Source organism: Xanthobacter sp., assembly GCF_041911315.1.
In the GTDB taxonomy this organism is placed as follows: domain Bacteria; phylum Pseudomonadota; class Alphaproteobacteria; order Rhizobiales; family Xanthobacteraceae; genus Xanthobacter; species Xanthobacter aminoxidans.
On sequence record NZ_JAYRPE010000027.1, the window covers coordinates 1 to 15,371 of the forward strand.

Here is a 15,371-nt window from a genome sequence, read left to right on the forward strand (position 1 = left end):
GAAGCAGTACCGCAGCGGTGGCGGCGGTGGTGCCAAGCTCCAGGGTGGCGGCGGACGCGTCGGCGGCGGCGGTGGCCGCGCGGGCGGCGCACGTCCCCATCGCTGAACCGGTGCCGGGCACGCCCCGGCACCGACCTCACGCAGAATCGCCGTGGCGGATTCGCCCCGGCACTGCGGTCGCGCCCGGTGCGACTCGCTCGCGCCGGGAGGCTGGCTGATGGATTGGCTGGGGCTGCGGCCGGGGCCTTCGCCGCTCCGCGGGGCCGGGGAAGGCTGGAAGATGCACACGGCATTGTGTCGCACGGATGCAACAGTCGCCCGCAACTGCATCTTGCACAGAATTGAGGCCCTCCCGATCTACCTCCCGTGAGAGAACCGCAAGCCGGCTCCGGCCCAGCTTTCGCGGCGCTGCGAAAGGGGCGGCGCGGCGGTCGCGGACGGGCTGCACCGGGCACACCCGCGATCCGCTACCAAAGGCATGACACCTTGGCCGATCCGCGCACTTGCCTCCCTTCTGGCGCTGCGATAAGGCTCTCGCGTCGTTTCGAACTTCTCTAGCCGGACGGCGCGGTAACGCTTCAGGCGATCAGCCGTTTCAAGCTCCTTTTGACCCTGATGGGTGAGCCAAGCGCGCTGCCCACGGCACCGACCGAGCGCTCCGAGGTGCGAGCAAGATGAACGCGTTGCTCATGGACTATCTGCCGGTGGTGATCTTCATCGGCGTTTCCGCGGTGATCGGCCTGGCCCTGCTGGTGTCGCCCTTCATCGTCGCCTACCAGAATCCGGACCCGGAGAAGCTGTCCGCGTACGAGTGCGGCTTCAACGCATTCGACGACGCGCGCATGACGTTCGACGTGCGCTTCTATCTGGTGTCCATCCTCTTCATCATCTTCGACCTCGAGGTCGCCTTCCTCTTCCCGTGGGCGATCAGCTTCGGTGGCCTCGGCGACCTCGGCTTCTGGTCGATGATGATCTTCCTCGGCGTGCTCACCGTCGGGTTCATCTACGAATGGCGCAAGGGAGCTCTGGAATGGGACTGACCCCTTCGGCCACCAAGCCCGAGATCGCACGCGCCTCCACCGGCATCGTCGATCCCTCCACCGGCCGTCCCGTCGGCGCTGATGATCCCTTCTTCAAGGAGATCAACAACGAGCTGGCGGACAAGGGCTTCCTCCTCACCACCGCCGACGACCTCATCACCTGGGCGCGCACCGGCTCGCTCATGTGGATGACCTTCGGTCTCGCCTGCTGCGCGGTGGAGATGATGCAGGCCTCCATGCCGCGCTACGACGTGGAGCGCTTCGGCTTCGCGCCGCGCGCCTCGCCGCGCCAGTCGGACGTGATGATCGTCGCCGGCACGCTGACCAACAAGATGGCCCCCGCGCTCCGCAAGGTCTACGACCAGATGCCGGAGCCGCGCTACGTCATCTCCATGGGTTCCTGCGCCAATGGCGGCGGCTACTACCACTTCTCCTATTCGGTGGTGCGCGGCTGCGATCGCATCGTGCCGGTGGACATCTACGTGCCGGGCTGCCCGCCCACCGCGGAGGCGCTGCTCTACGGCATCCTGCTGCTGCAGAAGAAGATCCGCCGCATCGGCACCATCGAGCGCTGATCGGGAGCCGGTGTGATGGACGAGACCCTCAACGACCTCGCCGCCCACGTATCGGGCGCCCTGCCGGGCGTGGTGACCGGCACCGAGATTGCCTATGGCGAGCTGGCGCTCTTCATCGAGCCGTCGCAGATCGTCAAGGCCGTGACTTTCCTCCGGGATGACCCGGCCTGCCAGTTCACCTGCATCGTGGACGTGTGCGGCGTGGATTATCCGGCCCGCGAGAAGCGGTTCGACGTGGTGTACCACCTGCTTTCCGTGAAGCAGAACGCCCGCATCCGCCTCAAGGTCGCCACCGACGAGGACACCCCGGTGCCCTCCATCACCGGTGTCTTCCCCGGGGCCAACTGGTTCGAGCGGGAGGCCTACGACATGTACGGCATCCTGTTCACCGGCCACCCGGAGCTGCGCCGCCTGCTGACGGACTACGGCTTCGACGGCCACCCCCTGCGCAAGGACTTCCCGACCACGGGCTTCGTCGAGGTGCGCTACGACGACGCCCAGAAGCGCGTGGTCTACGAGCCGGTCCGCCTGCCGCAGGAGTTCCGGAACTTCGACTTCCTCTCGCCGTGGGAGGGCGTCGAATACGTCCTGCCCGGTGACGAGAAGGCCTCGGGCCAGCCGCCCGCGCCGCCCAAGGCCGGGTGAGGGAGCGTCTCATGGTTGATGTCGCCGACGAGATGAAGCCCGCGGACAAGGTCCGCAACTTCCAGATCAATTTCGGCCCGCAGCATCCTGCGGCGCACGGCGTGCTGCGCCTTGTGCTGGAGCTGGACGGCGAGGTGGTGGAGCGGGTGGACCCGCACATCGGCCTGCTGCACCGCGGCACCGAGAAGCTGATCGAGGCCAAGACCTATCTTCAGGCCGTGCCCTATTTCGACCGGCTCGACTATTGCGCGCCGATGAACCAGGAGCACGCCTACTGCCTCGCGGTGGAGAAGCTGCTGGGCATCGAGGTGCCCAAGCGCGGCCAGCTCATCCGCGTGCTCTATTCCGAGATCGGGCGTCTGCTTTCCCACCTCCTCAACGTGACCACGTTCGCCATGGACGTGGGCGCGCTGACCCCGCCGCTGTGGGGCTTCGAGGAGCGCGAGAAGCTCATGATCTTCTATGAGCGCGCCTCCGGCAGCCGCATGCATGCCGCCTTCTTCCGGCCCGGCGGCGTCCACCAGGATCTGCCGCGCGCTCTGGTGGAAGATATCGGCGCCTTCTGCGACCCGTTCCTGAAGCTGGTGGCGGACCTCGACGCCCTCGTCACCAACAACCGCATCTTCAAGCAGCGCACCGTGGACATCGGCATCGTCTCGGTGGACGAGGCGCTGTCCTGGGGCTTCTCCGGCCCGGTGCTGCGCGGCTCCGGCGCGGCGTGGGACCTGCGCCGCGCGCAGCCCTACGAGTGCTATTCGGAACTCGATTTCGACATTCCGGTGGGCAAGCACGGCGACTGCTACGACCGCTATCTCGTCCGCATGGAGGAGATGCGCCAGTCCACCGCCATCATGAAGCAGTGCGTCGAGCGCCTGCTGAAGGAGAGCGGCCCGGTCCACACCCAGGACCACAAGGTCGCGCCGCCGAAGCGGGCCGAGATGAAGCGCTCCATGGAAGCGCTCATCCACCACTTCAAGCTCTACACCGAGGGTTTCCACGTGCCGGAAGGCGACGTGTATGCCGCGGTGGAAGCGCCCAAGGGCGAGTTCGGCGTCTATCTCGTCTCGGACGGCACCAATAAGCCGTACCGCTGCAAGATCCGCGCTCCGGGCTTCGCGCACCTTCAGGCGATGGACTTCCTCAATCGCGGCCACATGCTGGCCGACGTCTCCGCGGTGCTCGGCTCGCTCGACATCGTGTTCGGGGAGGTGGACCGCTGATGGCCCGCCTTCCTCTCGCCCTTTGCCCGATGCTCGCGCGCGGCCTGCGCGCGGCTTCTTCCGGGATCTGAACCATGTCCGTCCGCCGCCTCGCCGCCGAGCAGCCCGAGAGCTTCAGCTTCACGCCGGAGCTGGAGGCCATCGCGCAGAAGCTGATCGCCAAATATCCGGAAGGCCGGCAGGCCAGCGCCGTGGTGCCCTTGCTGTGGGAAACCCAGAAGGCCGCCGGCGGCTGGCTGCCCGAGCCTGCCATCCGCGCGGTCGCCGAGCGCCTCGGCATGGCGAACATCCGCGTGCTGGAGATCGCCACCTTCTACACCATGTTCAACCTTGAGCCGGTGGGGAAGTATTTCGTCCAGCTGTGCGGCACCACGCCCTGCATGCTGCGCGGCGCGGAAGCCATCAAGCACGTCTGCGAGAAGAAGATCGGCCACGAGCGGCATGTTTCGGCCGACGGGACCTTCTCCTGGCTCGAGGTGGAGTGCCTCGGCGCCTGCACCAACGCGCCCATGGTGCAGATCAACGACGATTATTACGAAGACCTGACCCCCGAGAACTTCGAGAAGCTGCTCGACGATCTCGCCGCCGGCCGTCCGGTGAAGGTGGGTCCGCAGAATTCGCGCAAGGGCTCGGAGCCCGAGGGCGGCCCGCGTGTGCTGCTCGATCCCGCGCTGTATGCGCACGACGTGAAGATCGGCCAGGAAGCGGCACCCGCGGACGAGGCCCCCACATCCGGCGCGCCCGCGCCGACTTCCGGGGAGTGACGCCCATGCTCGCCGACAAGGACCGCATCTTCACCAATCTCTACGGCTTCCACGACTTCGGTCTTGAGGGCGCCCTCAAGCGCGGCAACTGGGACGGCACCAAGGCCATCCTGGAGAAGGGCCGCGACTGGATCATCAACGAGATGAAGGCGTCGGGCCTGCGCGGCCGCGGCGGCGCCGGCTTCTCCACCGGCATGAAGTGGTCCTTCATGCCCAAGCAGTCCGATGGCCGCCCCCACTATCTGGTGGTGAACGCCGACGAATCCGAACCCGGCACCTGCAAGGACCGGGAGATCATGCGCAACGATCCGCATACGCTGATCGAGGGCTGCCTGATCGCCTCCTTCGCCATGGGCGCCCATGCGGCCTATATCTACATCCGCGGCGAATACATCTTCGAGCGCGAACGCCTGCAGGCGGCGGTGGACCAGGCCTATGAGGCGCGCCTCATCGGCAAGGACAACGTCCACGGTTATCCCTTCGACCTCTATGTCCACCACGGTGCCGGCGCCTATATCTGCGGCGAGGAAACCGCGCTGCTGGAGAGCCTCGAGGGCAAGAAGGGCATGCCGCGCCTGAAGCCCCCATTCCCCGCGAACATGGGCCTCTATGGCTGCCCCACCACGGTGAATAACGTGGAGAGCATCGCGGTCGCGCCCACCATCCTGCGGCGCGGCGCGGCCTGGTTCTCCTCCATCGGCCGCCCCAACAATGTGGGCACCAAGCTGTTCTCCCTCGCCGGCCACGTGAACACGCCCTGCGTGGTGGAAGAGGCCATGAGCATCCCCTTCAAGGAGCTCGTGGAGAAGCACGGCGGCGGCATTCGCGGCGGCTGGGACAATCTGCTCGGCATCATCCCCGGCGGCGCATCCTGCCCGGTGATCCCCGGCGAGCAGTGCGAAGACCTCATCATGGACTTCGACGGCACCCGCGCCGTGAAGTCGTCCTTCGGCACGGCCGGCGTGCTGGTGATGGACAAGTCCACGGACATCATCAAGGCCATCGCCCGCATCTCGGCTTTCTTCAAGCACGAGAGCTGCGGCCAGTGTACGCCGTGCCGCGAGGGCACGGGCTGGATGTGGCGCGTGGTCAACCGCATGGCCGAGGGCCGCGCCCAGAAGCGCGAGATCGACCTGCTGCTGGAAGTCACCACCCAGATCGAGGGCCACACCATCTGCGCGCTCGGCGACGCCGCCGCGTGGCCGGTGCAGGGCCTCATCCGGCACTATCGTCATGTGATCGAGGCGCGCATCGACCAGTATGCCGCCAACCCGCATCCGGAACCGGTGGTTCCGGTGGCGGCGGAGTGAAGAGCACCCCGCCGGGCGCGCTGACGCGACGGGCGGGGAGGGGAGTTGTCCTAGGGAGCGGGCGCCGTGCGTCCGGCTCCGGCCGCGCCCGGCGCGGTTCAAGGTGAGGTGGAAGTGATGGCGAAGATCGTCGTCGACGGAACCGAGGTCGATGTACCTGCCGAATACACGCTGCTTCAGGCGTGCGAGGCGGCGGGCGTCGAGATTCCGCGCTTCTGCTTCCATGAGCGGCTGTCCATCGCCGGCAACTGCCGCATGTGCCTTGTGGAAGTGAAGGGCGGTCCGCCCAAGCCCACGGCGTCCTGCGCCATGGCGGTGAAGGACCTGCGCCCCGGCCCCAACGGCGAGCCGCCCGTGGTGCTCACCAAGAGCCCCATGGTGAAGAAGGCCCGCGAAGGGGTGATGGAGTTCCTGCTCATCAACCACCCGCTGGATTGCCCGATCTGCGATCAGGGCGGCGAGTGCGACCTGCAGGACCAGGCCATGGCCTACGGCGCGGACACCTCGCGCTTCGCCGAGAACAAGCGCGCCGTGGAAGACAAGTACATCGGCCCGCTGGTCAAGACCTCCATGAACCGGTGCATCCAGTGCACCCGTTGCGTGCGCTTCTCGACTGAAGTCGCCGGCGTGCCGGACCTCGGCGCCATCGGCCGCGGCGAGGACATGGAGATCACCACCTATCTCGAGCATGCCATGCGCTCCGAGATGCAGGGTAACGTGGCGGATCTCTGCCCGGTGGGCGCGCTCACCCACAAGCCCTACCAGTTCCACGCCCGGCCGTGGGAGCTGATCAAGACCGAGTCCATCGACGTCATGGATGCGGTGGGCTCCAACATCCGCATCGACACCCGTGGCCGCGAAGTCATGCGCTTCCTGCCGCGCAACAACGACGCGGTGAACGAGGAGTGGATCTCCGACAAGTCCCGTTATGTCTGGGATGGTCTGAAGGTCCAGCGCCTTGATCGCCCCTATGTGCGCAAGGACGGCCGGCTTGTGCCCGCCACCTGGAGCGAGGCGTTCGCCGCCATCGCCGCCAAGGTGAAGGGCACCGCCCCCGCGAAGATCGGCGCGATCATCGGCGACCTCGCCAGCGTGGAAGAGGTGTTCGCCCTCAAGACGCTCATGGGCAAGCTCGGTTCCGCCAACATCGACGCGCGCCAGGATGGCGCCAAGCTCGATCCGGCGCTCGGCCGCGCAACTTATGTGTTCAACCCCACCATCTCCGGCATCGAGCAGGCGGACGCTATCCTCCTCGTGGGTACCGACCCCCGGCATGAGGCGTCCGTCATCAATGCGCGCATCCGCAAGCGCTGGCGCCAGGGCGGGCTGAAGATCGGCCTCATCGGCACCAAGGTGGACCTCACCTATAGCTACGACTATCTCGGCGCCGGCCCCGACAGCCTCGCCGACCTCGCCGGCTCTTCCGCGTTTGGGGATATCCTGCGCAAGGCCGAGCGGCCGCTGGTCATCGTCGGCCAGGGCGCGCTGGCGCGGCCGGATGGCGCGGCGGTGCTCTCGCTGGCCGCCCGCGTGGCGGTGGCGGTGGGCGCGGTGAAGGACGGCTGGAACGGCTTCGGCGTGCTGCACACGGCCGCCGCCCGCGTCGGTGCCCTCGATGTGGGTGCGGTGCCCGGCCCCGGCGGGCTGGACGTGGCTGGAATGACCGCCCCCGGTGCCCTGGACGTGGCCTTCCTGATGGGTGCGGACGAGGTTGAAGTCGCCCCCGGCGCCTTCGTCGTCTATCTCGGCACCCATGGTGATCGCGGCGCCCACCGGGCGGACGTGATCCTGCCCGGCGCCGCCTATCCCGAGAAGAGCGGCATCTATGTGAACACGGAAGGCCGGGTGCAGTTCGCCAACCGCGCCGCCTTCCCGCCCGGCGAGGCGCGCGAGGACTGGGCGATCCTGCGGGCGCTCTCCGAGGTGCTGGGCCAGACGCTGCCCTTCGACAACATGCAGGCGCTGCGCGCCCAGCTCGTCTCCGCCTATCCCCACCTCGGCCATATCGACGAGGCGGCGGTGGCGGACGCGGGCGCCGTGTCGACCCTCGCGGGTGTCGGCGGCAGCGTGGACAAGGCGGCGTTCGCGCCGGTGATCGAGGACTTCTTCCTCACCAACCCCATCGCGCGGGCTTCCGCCGTGATGGCCGAATGCTCCGCGCTGCGCCTTGCGGCGGCGGCGGAAGCGGCGGAGTAGGCGATGGGCACGGTGAACCGGACGGCTGCGAGCTTCACGGAAACGCGGACATGAACTGGCAGGACACCCTCATCCAGGTGCTCATCATCCTCGGGCAGAGCCTTGCTCTGCTCGTGGCGCTGTTGATCTTCATCGCCTTCATCCTGCTGGCGGACCGCAAGATCTGGGCGGCGGTGCAACTGCGCCGCGGCCCCAACGTGGTGGGGCCGTTCGGCCTCTTCCAGTCCTTCGCCGACCTTCTGAAGTTCGTGCTGAAGGAGCCGACTATCCCGTCGGGCTCCAACAAGGCGATCTTCCTGCTCGCGCCGCTGGTCACCTGCGTGCTCGCGCTCGCCGCCTGGGCGGTGGTGCCCATCGCGCAGGGCTGGGTCATCGCCGATCTCAACGTCGGCGTGCTCTACATCTTCGCCATCTCGTCGCTCGGCGTGTACGGCATCATCATGGGCGGCTGGGCTTCGAACTCGAAGTATCCCTTCCTCGCCGCGCTCCGCTCGGCGGCGCAGATGGTGTCCTACGAAGTCTCCATCGGCTTCGTCATCATCACCGTGCTGATGTGCGCCGGCTCGCTGAACCTCTCCGAGATCGTCGAGGCGCAGAACGGCCGCTTCGGCATCCTCGGCTGGTACTGGCTGCCGCTGCTGCCCATGTTCGTCATCTTCTTCGTGTCGGCCCTGGCCGAGACGAACCGCCCGCCCTTCGATCTCGTGGAAGCGGAGTCGGAGCTGGTGGCGGGCTTCATGACCGAATACGGCTCGACGCCCTATCTGCTGTTCATGCTCGGCGAGTACGTGGCGATCATGACCATGTGCGCCATGGGAACCATCCTGTTCCTCGGCGGCTGGCTCTCGCCCATCCCGTTCGCGCCCTTCACCTGGGTGCCGGGGCTGGTGTGGTTCGTCATCAAGCTCTGCTTCATGTTCTTCCTGTTCGCGATGGCCAAGGCCATGGTGCCCCGCTATCGCTACGACCAGCTCATGCGGCTCGGCTGGAAGGTGTTCCTGCCGATCTCCCTCGTCGCCGTCGTGGTGGTCGCGGGCGTGCTGCACTTCACCGGGACGGCGCCGCAATGACCGTTCCTTCCGCCCTTTCGCACAGCCTTCGGGGAGAGCGCCTGTGAAGCTCGATCAGGCCGCGCGCGCCATCTTTCTCACCGAGCTCGTCTCGGGCTTCTTCCTCGCCATGCGCTATTTCTTCAAGCCCAAGGCGACGCTGAACTATCCCTTCGAGAAGGGCCCGCTCTCGCCGCGCTTCCGCGGCGAGCATGCCCTGCGCCGCTATCCCAACGGGGAAGAGCGCTGCATCGCCTGCAAGCTGTGCGAGGCCATCTGCCCGGCGCAGGCCATCACCATCGAGGCCGGCCCGCGCCGCAACGACGGCACGCGCCGCACCACCCGTTACGACATCGACATGGTGAAGTGCATCTATTGCGGCTTCTGCCAGGAGGCGTGCCCGGTGGATGCCATCGTCGAGGGACCGAACTTCGAGTTCGCCACCGAGACGCGCGAAGAACTCTACTACGACAAGGAAAAGCTGCTCGCGAACGGCGACCGGTGGGAGCGCGAGATCGCGCGGTCCATCGCACTCGATGCGCCGTACCGCTGAGGGGCGTGAGACATCGGCCGGCATCCTGCCGGCCTTCTGAAACGGGACCGGCGACGCGCCATGCGCGCGGCGCCATAGATCGGACTTTCGGGATGCGTCGGGTTTTCGGGATGCGTCAGGACATCAGAGGGGCCGGCCGCCTTGCGGGGCCGGACATGACCGGCGCGGACGCGCCGCGGGCAGGGGGGCTACGCGCATGAGCGTCGCGGCAGCGTTTTTCTATCTCTTCGCCTTCGTGCTGGTGGCGTCCGCCTTCATGGTGATCTCCTCCCGCAACCCGGTGCAGTCGGTTCTGTTCCTCATCCTCGCGTTCGTGAACGCGGCGGGCCTCTTCATCCTCATCGGCGCCGAGTTCCTCGCGCTGATCCTGGTCGTGGTCTATGTGGGCGCGGTGGCGGTGCTCTTCCTCTTCGTCGTGATGATGCTCGACGTGGACTTCGTGGAGTTGCGCCAGGGCTTCCTGCAATACCTGCCGGTGGGCGTGGTGGTCGGCATGATCTTCCTCGCCGAGCTGGTGCTGGTGGTCGGCGCATGGGCGACCGGCCCCGGGGTCGCCTCCGCGGTGCAGTCCGCGCCGGGCGGCATCGCCACCGAGAGCAACGTGCGCGCCATCGCGGCCGTGCTCTACACGGACTACATCTACTTCTTCCAGGCCGCCGGCTTCGTGCTGCTCGTCGCCATGATCGGCGCCATCGTGCTCACGCTGCGCCACAAGGTGAACGTGCGCCGGCAGAACATCACGGCTCAGGTGACGCGCTCCTCCACCATCGAGGTGGTGAAGGTGCGTCCCGGCCAGGGCCTTTGAGGGGGATGGGCATGGACATCGGTCTCTCCCACTATCTGACCGTCGCGGCGATCCTGTTCACGCTCGGGACGCTCGGCATCTTCCTCAACCGGAAGAACGTCATCGTCATCCTCATGTCGGTGGAGCTGATCCTGCTCGCCGTGAACATCAACCTCGTCTCGTTCTCCGCCTTCCTCGGGAACCTGACGGGACAGGTGTTCGCGCTGCTCGTGCTCACCGTCGCCGCAGCCGAGGCGGCCATCGGCCTCGCCATCCTCGTGGTGTTCTACCGCAACCGCGGTTCGATCGCCGTCGAGGACATCAACGCCATGAAGGGCTGAGGCCATGTATCAGGCGATCGTCTTCCTCCCCCTTCTCGGCTTTCTCATCGCCGGCCTGTTCGGCAAGAAGATCGGTGACCGCGCCAGCGAGGTGGTGACCACCTCGTTCCTGTTCGTCGCGTGCCTGCTCGCCTGGATCGCGTTCTTCTCGGTCGGCTTCGGCGACCACGACACGCGCGTGCAGGTGATGAAGTGGATCTACGTCGGCGACCTCAAGGTCGACTGGGCGTTCCGCATCGACACCATGACGGTGATCATGCTGATCGTCGTCACCACCGTGTCCTCGCTCGTCCATCTCTACTCCATCGGCTACATGCACGAGGATCCGAGCCGGCCGCGCTTCTTCGCCTATCTCTCGCTGTTCACCTTCGCCATGCTCATGCTGGTGACGGCGGACAATCTGCTCCAGCTGTTCTTCGGCTGGGAAGGCGTGGGCCTCGCCTCCTATCTGCTCATCGGCTTCTGGTACGAGAAGCCCTCGGCGAACGCGGCGGCCATGAAGGCCTTCGTGGTGAACCGCGTGGGCGACTTCGGCTTCATGCTGGGCATCTTCGCCCTCTTCGTGATGACCAACTCGGTGAGCTTCGAGCAGGTATTCGCGGCCGCACCGGGCCTCGCCGGCAAGACCATTCCCTTCCTCGGCCACCACTGGGACGCGCCGACCGTGATCGCCCTGCTGCTGTTCGTCGGGGCGTGCGGCAAGTCGGCCCAGTTCATGCTGCACACCTGGCTGCCGGACGCGATGGAAGGCCCGACCCCGGTCTCCGCCCTCATCCACGCCGCCACCATGGTGACCGCCGGCGTGTTCATGGTGGCGCGCATGTCGCCCATCTTCGAGCTGTCGCAGACCGCGCTCAACGTGGTGATGCTGGTGGGCGCCACCACCGCATTCTTCGCCGCCACCGTCGGCCTGGTGCAGAACGACATTAAGAAGGTGATCGCCTACTCCACCTGTTCCCAGCTCGGCTACATGTTCGTGGCGATGGGCGCGGGCGCCTATTCCATCGGCATGTTCCACCTGCTGACGCACGCCTTCTTCAAGGCGCTGCTGTTCCTCGGTGCCGGCTCGGTCATCCACGCCATGCACCACGAGCAGGACATGCGGCACATGGGCGGCCTTCGGAAGAAGATCCCCTACACCTACTGGACCATGGTGATCGGCACGCTGGCCATCACCGGCTTCCCGTTCCTCGCCGGCTATTACTCGAAGGACGCCATCATCGAGGCGGCCTATGCGAGCCACAACTACTTCCGCACCTACGGCTACTGGATGACCGTGATCGCCGCGGCGCTCACCGCCTTCTATTCCTGGCGCCTGATCTTCCTCACCTTCTGGGGTCACCCGCACGACCATCATCATTATGAGGCCGCGCACGAGAGCCCGCTGGTGATGACCATTCCGCTTGGCGTGCTGTCCCTCGGCGCGATCTTCGCGGGCTGGGCCTTCCACGGCATCTTCGTGGGCGAGGGTGTGCACGACTTCTTCCGCCATTCCATCTTCATGGGCGCGGAGAACCACATTCTCCACGCCATGCATGACATCCCCGGCTGGGCGGCCTTCGCCCCCACGGTGATGATGGTGGTGGGATCGCTGATCGCCATCTGGTTCTATCTCGTGAACCCGAAGATCCCGCCGGCGCTCGCGAAGTCGCAGGACGCGCTGTACCAGTTCCTCCTGAACAAGTGGTACTTCGACGAGATCTACAACTTCCTCTTTGTGCGCCCGGCCCTCTGGCTTGGCCGCACCCTGTGGAAGCGCGGTGACGGCACCATCATCGATGGGCTGGGACCGGATGGTGTCTCCGCCCGCGTGCTCGACATCACCCGCGGGGTGGTGCGGCTGCAGACCGGCTACCTCTACCACTACGCCTTCGTGATGCTGATCGGCGTCGCGGCCCTCATCACCTGGTTCATGTTCGCCGGAGTGTGACGATGACCGACTGGCCCATCCTCTCCGTCGTCACCTTCCTGCCGCTGGTCGGGGCGCTCTTCATCCTCGTGGTGCGGGGCGACGACGACGTCTCCGCGCGCAACGCCCGCTGGGTGGCGCTGTGGACGACGCTCGTCACCTTCCTGGTGTCGCTGCTGCTGCTGCCGGGCTTCGATGCCGCGGCTCCCGGCTTCCAGTTCGTGGAAAAGAAGGCGTGGCTCGGCGATCTCGCCTCCTACCACATGGGCGTGGACGGCATCTCGCTGCCCTTCGTCATCCTCACCACCTTCCTCATGCCCTTCTGCATCCTCGCCTCCTGGGAGAGCGTGCATAAGCGGGTGAAGGAATACATGATCGCCTTCCTGGTGCTCGAGACCATGATGCTCGGCACCTTCACGGCCCTCGACCTCGTCCTCTTCTACTTCTTCTTCGAGGGCGGCCTCATCCCGATGTTCCTCATCATCGGCGTGTGGGGCGGGCCGCGCCGCATCTACGCGGCCTTCAAGTTCTTCCTCTACACGCTGGCCGGCTCCGTGCTGATGATGCTCGCCATCATGGCCATGTACTGGAAGGCCGGCACCACCGACGTGCCCACCCTGATGCAGTTCGGCTTCCCGTCGGGCATGCAGTACTGGCTCTGGTTGGCCTTCTTCGCCTCCTTCGCCGTGAAGATGCCCATGTGGCCGGTGCACACCTGGCTGCCCGACGCCCACGTGGAGGCGCCCACCGCCGGCTCCGTCATCCTGGCCGGCGTGCTCCTGAAGATGGGCGGCTACGGCTTCCTGCGCTTCTCGCTGCCCATGTTCCCGGAGGCGAGCCACTATTTCGCGCCTCTGGTGTTCACCCTCTCGGTGGTGGCCATCATCTACACCTCGCTCGTCGCGCTGGTGCAGGAGGACATCAAGAAGCTCATCGCCTATTCGTCCATCGCCCACATGGGCTTCGTGACCATGGGCATCTTCGCGATGAACGAGGCGGGCCTGCAGGGCGCCATGTTCCTCATGATCTCCCACGGCTTCGTCTCGGCCGCGCTGTTCCTGTGTGTCGGCGTGATCTACGACCGGCTGCACACCCGCGAGATCGCCGCCTATGGCGGCCTCGTGAAGCGCATGCCGCTCTACGCGACGGTGCTGATGGTGTTCACCATGGCCAATGTGGGCCTGCCGGGCACGTCGGGCTTCATCGGCGAGTTCCTCACCATGCTCGCCGCCTTCGAGCGCAACACCTGGGTTGCCTTCTTCGCGGCCACCGGCGTGATCCTCTCCGCGGCCTATGCCCTGTGGCTCTACTGGCGCGTGGTGTTCGGCCCGCTGGAGAAGGAGAAGCTGAAGTCCATGATGGATCTCTCGCCCCGCGAGATCGCCATCATGGTCCCGCTGGTGATCCTCACCATCCTGTTCGGCGTGTGGCCCGCGCCCATCCTCAACATGACATCCCATGCGGTGAACGCGGTCGTCGCGCGCACCGATTCCGTGGCCGGCGCGGTGAAGACCGCCCTGCTGCTGAGCTTCTGATTTTCGAGGACGCCTCATGTCGCAGCTCCTGCCTCCCCTCGGCGCGGTCCTGCCGGAACTGGTGCTCGCCGTCTCGGCCATCGCGCTGATCCTCATCGGCGCGTTCCGCGGGGAGGGCTCGGCCAATCTGGTCACGGGCCTTGCCATCGCGGTGCTCGCCGCGGCGGGCGTGCTGGTGCTGCTTCAGCCGGGCGCCGAAGTCTCCGCCTTCAACGGCTCCCTGGTGATCGATCCCTTCGGCCGCTTCATGAAGGTGCTGGTCTCCATCGGCGCGCTGGTCTCCCTCATCATGTCGGTGGACTGGCAGGCGCGGGAGAAGCAGGCGAAGTTCGAATATGCGGTGCTGGTGGTGATCGCCACGCTCGGCATGTTCATGCTGGTGTCGGCCGGCGACCTCATCGCCCTCTATCTCGGCCTCGAGCTGATGAGCCTCTCGCTCTATGTGGTGGCTGCCATCAACCGCGACTCGGTGCGCTCCACCGAGGCGGGCCTGAAGTATTTCGTCCTCGGCGCGCTATCCTCGGGCATGCTGCTCTACGGCGCCTCGCTGATCTATGGCTTCACCGGCTCGGTGAATTTCCTGCAGATCGCGTCGATCGCGAAGGAGCCGAGCATCGGCCTCATCTTCGGCCTCGTCTTCCTGGTCGCGGGCCTGTGCTTCAAGGTGTCGGCGGTGCCTTTCCACATGTGGACGCCGGACGTCTATGAAGGCGCGCCCACGCCTGTCACCGCTTTCTTCGCCTCCGCCCCGAAGGTCGCCGGCATGGCGATCTTCGTGCGGGTGCTGATCGAGGCCTTCCCCCACGTCTCGCACCAGTGGCAGCAGATCGTCGCCTTCGTCTCGCTCGCCTCCATGGTGCTCGGTGCCTTCGCCGCCATCGGCCAGCGCAACATCAAGCGACTGCTCGCTTACTCCTCCATCGGCCACATGGGCTTCGCCCTCGTCGGCCTCGCCGCCGGCACCGCCGAGGGCGTGCGCGGCGTGCTGTTGTACATGGCCATCTATCTGATGATGACGCTCGGCACCTTCGCCTGCGTCCTCACCATGCGCCGCAAGGGCCAGGCGGTGGAGACGGTGGATGATCTCGCCGGCCTTGCCCGTCGCAATCCGCTGATGGCGCTGATGCTGGGCGCGCTCATGTTCTCGCTGGCCGGCATCCCGCCGCTCGCGGGCTTCCTCGCCAAGTACTACGTCTTCGTCGCCGCCATCCAGGCGGGCCTCTATGGCCTCTCCGTGGTGGGCGTGCTCGCCTCGGTGGTGGGCGCCTTCTATTACCTGCGCGTCGTCAAGATCATGTATTTCGACGAGCCGGTGGACGCCTTTGACCCCATGCCGACCGAGCTGAAGGCGGTGCTGGCGGTGAGCGGGCTTTTCACCATCTTCTATTTCGTCTATCCCGCTCCTCTCATTGAGGCAGCGAGTGTCGCCGCCCGTTCGCTTTTCTGAACG

The 15,371-nt window shown here is 66.3% G+C and carries 14 protein-coding genes; all 14 read left to right on the forward strand.

Annotated elements, in window-relative coordinates:
• Positions 1-674 precede the first annotated feature (674 nt).
• Entirely contained in the window at positions 675-1,040 is a 366-nt protein-coding gene (locus tag ACE3QW_RS10095) for an NADH-quinone oxidoreductase subunit A (RefSeq protein ID WP_024278565.1), read from the forward strand.
• Complete coding sequence (locus ACE3QW_RS10100; RefSeq protein ID WP_024278566.1) at positions 1,031-1,615, forward strand: NADH-quinone oxidoreductase subunit B family protein; 585 nt, start codon at positions 1,031-1,033, stop codon at positions 1,613-1,615. The genes ACE3QW_RS10095 and ACE3QW_RS10100 overlap by 10 nt, the downstream gene beginning before the upstream one ends.
• A 15-nt stretch (positions 1,616-1,630) precedes the next feature.
• On the forward strand, positions 1,631-2,260 hold the full coding sequence (locus tag ACE3QW_RS10105) for an NADH-quinone oxidoreductase subunit C (RefSeq protein WP_024278567.1): 630 nt from the start codon (positions 1,631-1,633) through the stop codon (positions 2,258-2,260).
• Between the two features lie 32 nt (positions 2,261-2,292).
• The gene (locus tag ACE3QW_RS10110) at positions 2,293-3,480 is read left to right on the forward strand and encodes an NADH-quinone oxidoreductase subunit D (protein ID WP_029558862.1); all 1,188 of its coding nucleotides are present in this window, start codon (positions 2,293-2,295) and stop codon (positions 3,478-3,480) included.
• Positions 3,481-3,554: 74 nt separating this feature from the next.
• Positions 3,555-4,244 carry an NADH-quinone oxidoreductase subunit NuoE gene (gene nuoE / locus ACE3QW_RS10115; RefSeq protein ID WP_374251404.1) on the forward strand — a complete coding sequence of 230 codons (690 nt, stop codon included), beginning with the start codon at positions 3,555-3,557 and terminating at the stop codon, positions 4,242-4,244.
• A gap of 5 nt (positions 4,245-4,249) precedes the next feature.
• Positions 4,250-5,554 (forward strand): NADH-quinone oxidoreductase subunit NuoF, encoded by a 1,305-nt coding sequence (nuoF, locus tag ACE3QW_RS10120; protein WP_374251405.1) that lies wholly within the window; start codon positions 4,250-4,252, stop codon positions 5,552-5,554.
• A 117-nt stretch (positions 5,555-5,671) separates the two neighbouring features.
• Positions 5,672-7,750, forward strand: a complete 2,079-nt coding sequence (nuoG, locus tag ACE3QW_RS10125) for an NADH-quinone oxidoreductase subunit NuoG (protein ID WP_374251458.1) — start codon at positions 5,672-5,674, stop codon at positions 7,748-7,750.
• Between the two features lie 50 nt (positions 7,751-7,800).
• A complete protein-coding gene (nuoH, locus tag ACE3QW_RS10130; protein WP_374251406.1) occupies positions 7,801-8,820 on the forward strand; it encodes an NADH-quinone oxidoreductase subunit NuoH in 1,020 nt (339 codons plus the stop codon).
• A gap of 43 nt (positions 8,821-8,863) precedes the next feature.
• A complete protein-coding gene (nuoI, locus tag ACE3QW_RS10135) occupies positions 8,864-9,352 on the forward strand; it encodes an NADH-quinone oxidoreductase subunit NuoI (protein ID WP_024278573.1) in 489 nt (162 codons plus the stop codon).
• Between the two features lie 196 nt (positions 9,353-9,548).
• On the forward strand, positions 9,549-10,157 hold the full coding sequence (locus ACE3QW_RS10140) for an NADH-quinone oxidoreductase subunit J (protein ID WP_029558857.1): 609 nt from the start codon (positions 9,549-9,551) through the stop codon (positions 10,155-10,157).
• A gap of 11 nt (positions 10,158-10,168) precedes the next feature.
• Positions 10,169-10,477: an NADH-quinone oxidoreductase subunit NuoK gene (nuoK, locus tag ACE3QW_RS10145; RefSeq protein WP_024278575.1), complete on the forward strand. Its 309-nt coding sequence runs from the start codon at positions 10,169-10,171 to the stop codon at positions 10,475-10,477.
• A 4-nt stretch (positions 10,478-10,481) separates the two neighbouring features.
• A complete protein-coding gene (gene nuoL, locus ACE3QW_RS10150) occupies positions 10,482-12,407 on the forward strand; it encodes an NADH-quinone oxidoreductase subunit L (RefSeq protein WP_374251407.1) in 1,926 nt (641 codons plus the stop codon).
• A gap of 2 nt (positions 12,408-12,409) precedes the next feature.
• Positions 12,410-13,921: an NADH-quinone oxidoreductase subunit M gene (locus tag ACE3QW_RS10155; protein ID WP_374251408.1), complete on the forward strand. Its 1,512-nt coding sequence runs from the start codon at positions 12,410-12,412 to the stop codon at positions 13,919-13,921.
• A 16-nt stretch (positions 13,922-13,937) separates the two neighbouring features.
• Positions 13,938-15,368, forward strand: coding sequence for an NADH-quinone oxidoreductase subunit NuoN (gene nuoN / locus ACE3QW_RS10160; protein WP_374251409.1), 1,431 nt, complete (start codon positions 13,938-13,940; stop codon positions 15,366-15,368).
• The last annotated feature ends 3 nt before the right edge of the window (positions 15,369-15,371 follow it).

What these genes read in the sequence shown, in the direction of transcription:
- ACE3QW_RS10095 (WP_024278565.1), top strand. Translation starts at nt 675, where the DNA reads ATGAACGCGTTGCTCATGGACTATCTGCCGGTGGTGATCTTCATCGGC.
- ACE3QW_RS10100 (WP_024278566.1), top strand. Translation starts at nt 1,031, where the DNA reads ATGGGACTGACCCCTTCGGCCACCAAGCCCGAGATCGCACGCGCCTCC.
- ACE3QW_RS10105 (WP_024278567.1), top strand. Translation starts at nt 1,631, where the DNA reads ATGGACGAGACCCTCAACGACCTCGCCGCCCACGTATCGGGCGCCCTG.
- ACE3QW_RS10110 (WP_029558862.1), top strand. Translation starts at nt 2,293, where the DNA reads ATGAAGCCCGCGGACAAGGTCCGCAACTTCCAGATCAATTTCGGCCCG.
- nuoE (WP_374251404.1), top strand. Translation starts at nt 3,555, where the DNA reads ATGTCCGTCCGCCGCCTCGCCGCCGAGCAGCCCGAGAGCTTCAGCTTC.
- nuoF (WP_374251405.1), top strand. Translation starts at nt 4,250, where the DNA reads ATGCTCGCCGACAAGGACCGCATCTTCACCAATCTCTACGGCTTCCAC.
- nuoG (WP_374251458.1), top strand. Translation starts at nt 5,672, where the DNA reads ATGGCGAAGATCGTCGTCGACGGAACCGAGGTCGATGTACCTGCCGAA.
- nuoH (WP_374251406.1), top strand. Translation starts at nt 7,801, where the DNA reads ATGAACTGGCAGGACACCCTCATCCAGGTGCTCATCATCCTCGGGCAG.
- ACE3QW_RS10140 (WP_029558857.1), top strand. Translation starts at nt 9,549, where the DNA reads ATGAGCGTCGCGGCAGCGTTTTTCTATCTCTTCGCCTTCGTGCTGGTG.
- nuoK (WP_024278575.1), top strand. Translation starts at nt 10,169, where the DNA reads ATGGACATCGGTCTCTCCCACTATCTGACCGTCGCGGCGATCCTGTTC.
- nuoL (WP_374251407.1), top strand. Translation starts at nt 10,482, where the DNA reads ATGTATCAGGCGATCGTCTTCCTCCCCCTTCTCGGCTTTCTCATCGCC.
- ACE3QW_RS10155 (WP_374251408.1), top strand. Translation starts at nt 12,410, where the DNA reads ATGACCGACTGGCCCATCCTCTCCGTCGTCACCTTCCTGCCGCTGGTC.
- nuoN (WP_374251409.1), top strand. Translation starts at nt 13,938, where the DNA reads ATGTCGCAGCTCCTGCCTCCCCTCGGCGCGGTCCTGCCGGAACTGGTG.